Raw genomic sequence first — 2,563 nt, 5'->3', positions numbered from 1 at the left:
ACGGTGTATGCCGCCCACACCCCGGGCACGCAGCTGCGGTCCGCGCGTGGCCGGCTCCTGTCGCCCGTCCACGACCGGCTCGTCGAGCAGGGCGGCCACCTCCGCGAGGTGTCGGGTTGGGAGGGCGCCGACTGGTTCGCGGGGGAGGGCCAGACGCCGGAAGCCGAGCCGACGTGGGGCCGGGCGCCGTGGTTCGAGCAGTGGGAGCAGGAGCACCGCACCGTGAGGGAGGCCGTCGGCCTGATGGACATGTCGTTCATGGCGAAGTTCCGAGTCCAGGGACCCGGCGCCGGCGTCCTGCTCGACCGGCTGTCCGCCGGCGCTGTGAACGGCGACGCAGGCGTGATCACCTACACCCAGTGGCTGGGCGAGGACGGTCGCATCGAAGCCGACCTCACCGTGACCAAGCTCGACGAGGACGACTTCCTCGTCGTCGCGTCGGACACGGCGCACGGCCACGTGCGGGCGCGGCTCGAGCGGTTCGCAGACCCGTCCGTATCGGTCACCGACGTGACCGCCGACTACGCCCAGCTCAACGTCCAGGGGCCGCGCTCGCGCGACCTGCTGGCGGAGCTGACCGACACCGACCTGTCCACCGCGGCGTTCGCCTTCCGCAGGGCTCGCTGGGTCGAGCTCGCCGGCGTGCGCCTGCTCCTCACGAGGATCACGTATGCCGGTGAGCTGGGTTACGAGGTCTACGTGCCGGCGGGCGACGCGCTCCGGGTCTACGACGCGATCCAGGCCAGCGGGACGGCATACGGCCTCCGGCCTGTTGGTCTGAAGGCGCTTGCGTCCCTCCGTATGGAGAAGGCCTATCGCGACTACGGCCACGACATCGACAACACGGACTGCCCGCTCGAGGCCGGGCTCGGCTTCGCGCTCGCGCTGGACAAGCCGGACTTCATCGGCCGCGACGCGGTCCTGGCCCGCAAGGCTGACAACGTCGAGGCGGGTGGCATGGCCCGGCGGCTGGTGCAGGTGCGCCTGCTCGACCCCGAGCCGCTGCTCTTCCACGCGGAGCTCGTGGCCCGCGACGGTGTGCCGGTCGGGTACGTGCGAGCGGGTTCGTACGGCTGGACGCTCGGTTCCGCGGTCGGTCTCGCCATGGTCGAGGGGCTCGGGCAACCGGTGACCGGGGACTGGCTCGCGAGCGGCGAGTGGGAGGTCGACGTGGCCGGGACCCGCTACCCCGCAGAGGTGTCGTTGACCCCGATGTACGACCCGACGAGCGCCCGCGTCCGGATCTGAGCGACGGCGGCCGCCGACGTCGCCAGCGTCGAGGGGCCACAGATCCTGGGCCTGCAAGACTGCGTGCTGCCTCGAGGTCGAGACGAGCTGTCGCGGGACGGCCCTTTCAGACGGATCCGCGCTGCTCGACCACGAGGATGCGTGCGGCGCCCACCGGATGGGCGACGTGCTCGTCGCCCGCCTCCGCGATGCAGATCCGACCGGGGGTGAGGCGCTCCACCATCACTTCCCCGCCGTGCTTGTAGTGCATGTCGACCGCACCGTCGAGAACCACGAAGGCCTCGTCGCCGTCGTTGACGTGCCAGCGGTAGGGTGCGTCGGTCCAGTGCAGCCGCACGGTCGCGTCAGGGATCTCAGCGAGATCGAGGGCGGCCCAGGGGTGTGTGCCGGTGTGCTCGGCCGCGTCGAGGAACTGCACAGCTCATCGTGACACCCGCTGCCACCGCAGGGTTGTGGCGGTGTGGCCAGGCCACGACAGGTTCGGGCCATCGTTCCGGCGGCTGCCCGGAGCTCAGGCGGCGGGCTCCGGCCGGCGGGCCCGGACGATCGCGGCGGAGGCGTGCTCGTGCACAGAGTGTGTGCGCGTGATCTCGATGTCCTCGAAGCCGGCCCCCGCGAGCGAGGAACGGTACTCCGCCTCCGTCAGGGCGCCGGCGATACAGCCCGTGAAGGCCTCCATGTCGGCGCGGGTCGCCTCGTCCATGTCCTCGTCCGCAACGACGTCGGAGACGGCGAACCGTCCGCCGGGGCGAAGCACCCGGGCGGCCTCGGAGAGGACCACCGACTTGTCGGCTGCGAGGTTGATGACGCAGTTCGAGATGACGACGTCGACCGTGCCGTCCCCGAGCGGGATGTCCTCGAGGTAGCCCTCGATGAACTCGACGTTGTCGACGCCGGCCTCACGAGCGTTCTTCCGGGCCAGCTCGACCATCTCCGTGGTCATGTCCAGACCGATCGCCTTGCCTCCCGGGGCGACCCGCTTGGCGGAGATGAGCACGTCGCCACCAGCTCCCGACCCGAGGTCGAGGACGGTCTCGCCGGGGTGCAGGTCCGCAACGGCGGTCGGCACGCCGCACCCGAGGGAGGCCTGGACGGCCTGCTGGGCGTCCTGGGTGGTCTCCGGGTCGTAGAGGGCGGCGCCGAAGACGGCCCTGCCCTCCTCGTTTGTCGTGAGGTCGACGAAGGTCGTCGTCCCGCAGCAGCCACCGGCCGAGGGCGTGGAGGCGTCCTTGGCGGCCGCGGCGTACTTCGCGCGGACGGTCTCGCGCAGAGTGGTCTCGGTGAGCTTCTCGGTCATGACGCTTCCTTGTCTGGG

3 protein-coding genes are annotated in these 2,563 nt (G+C 71.2%); 1 reads left to right on the top strand and 2 read right to left on the bottom strand.

From position 1 onward, the window contains the following. Positions 1-1,248, top strand: a 1,248-nt coding sequence (locus tag LOY02_RS15035) for an aminomethyltransferase family protein (RefSeq protein ID WP_317183175.1), incomplete at its 5' end; no start/stop codon positions are given. A gap of 106 nt (positions 1,249-1,354) precedes the next feature. On the opposite strand, the gene LOY02_RS15030 is transcribed toward LOY02_RS15035, so the two are convergent. Both LOY02_RS15030 and arsM read right to left on the bottom strand, forming a co-directional pair. Further along, entirely contained in the window at positions 1,355-1,666 is a 312-nt protein-coding gene (locus LOY02_RS15030) for a cupin (protein ID WP_317183174.1), read from the bottom strand. Positions 1,667-1,759: 93 nt separating this feature from the next. Continuing rightward, entirely contained in the window at positions 1,760-2,545 is a 786-nt protein-coding gene (arsM, locus tag LOY02_RS15025; RefSeq protein WP_317183173.1) for an arsenite methyltransferase, read from the bottom strand. Positions 2,546-2,563 lie beyond the last annotated feature (18 nt).

This window comes from Intrasporangium sp. (assembly GCF_032907665.1).
In the GTDB taxonomy this organism is placed as follows: Bacteria; Actinomycetota; Actinomycetes; order Actinomycetales; family Dermatophilaceae; genus Intrasporangium.
Note: the sequence above shows the minus strand (reverse complement) of the source record. Positions and strands in the feature narration are given on the sequence as shown.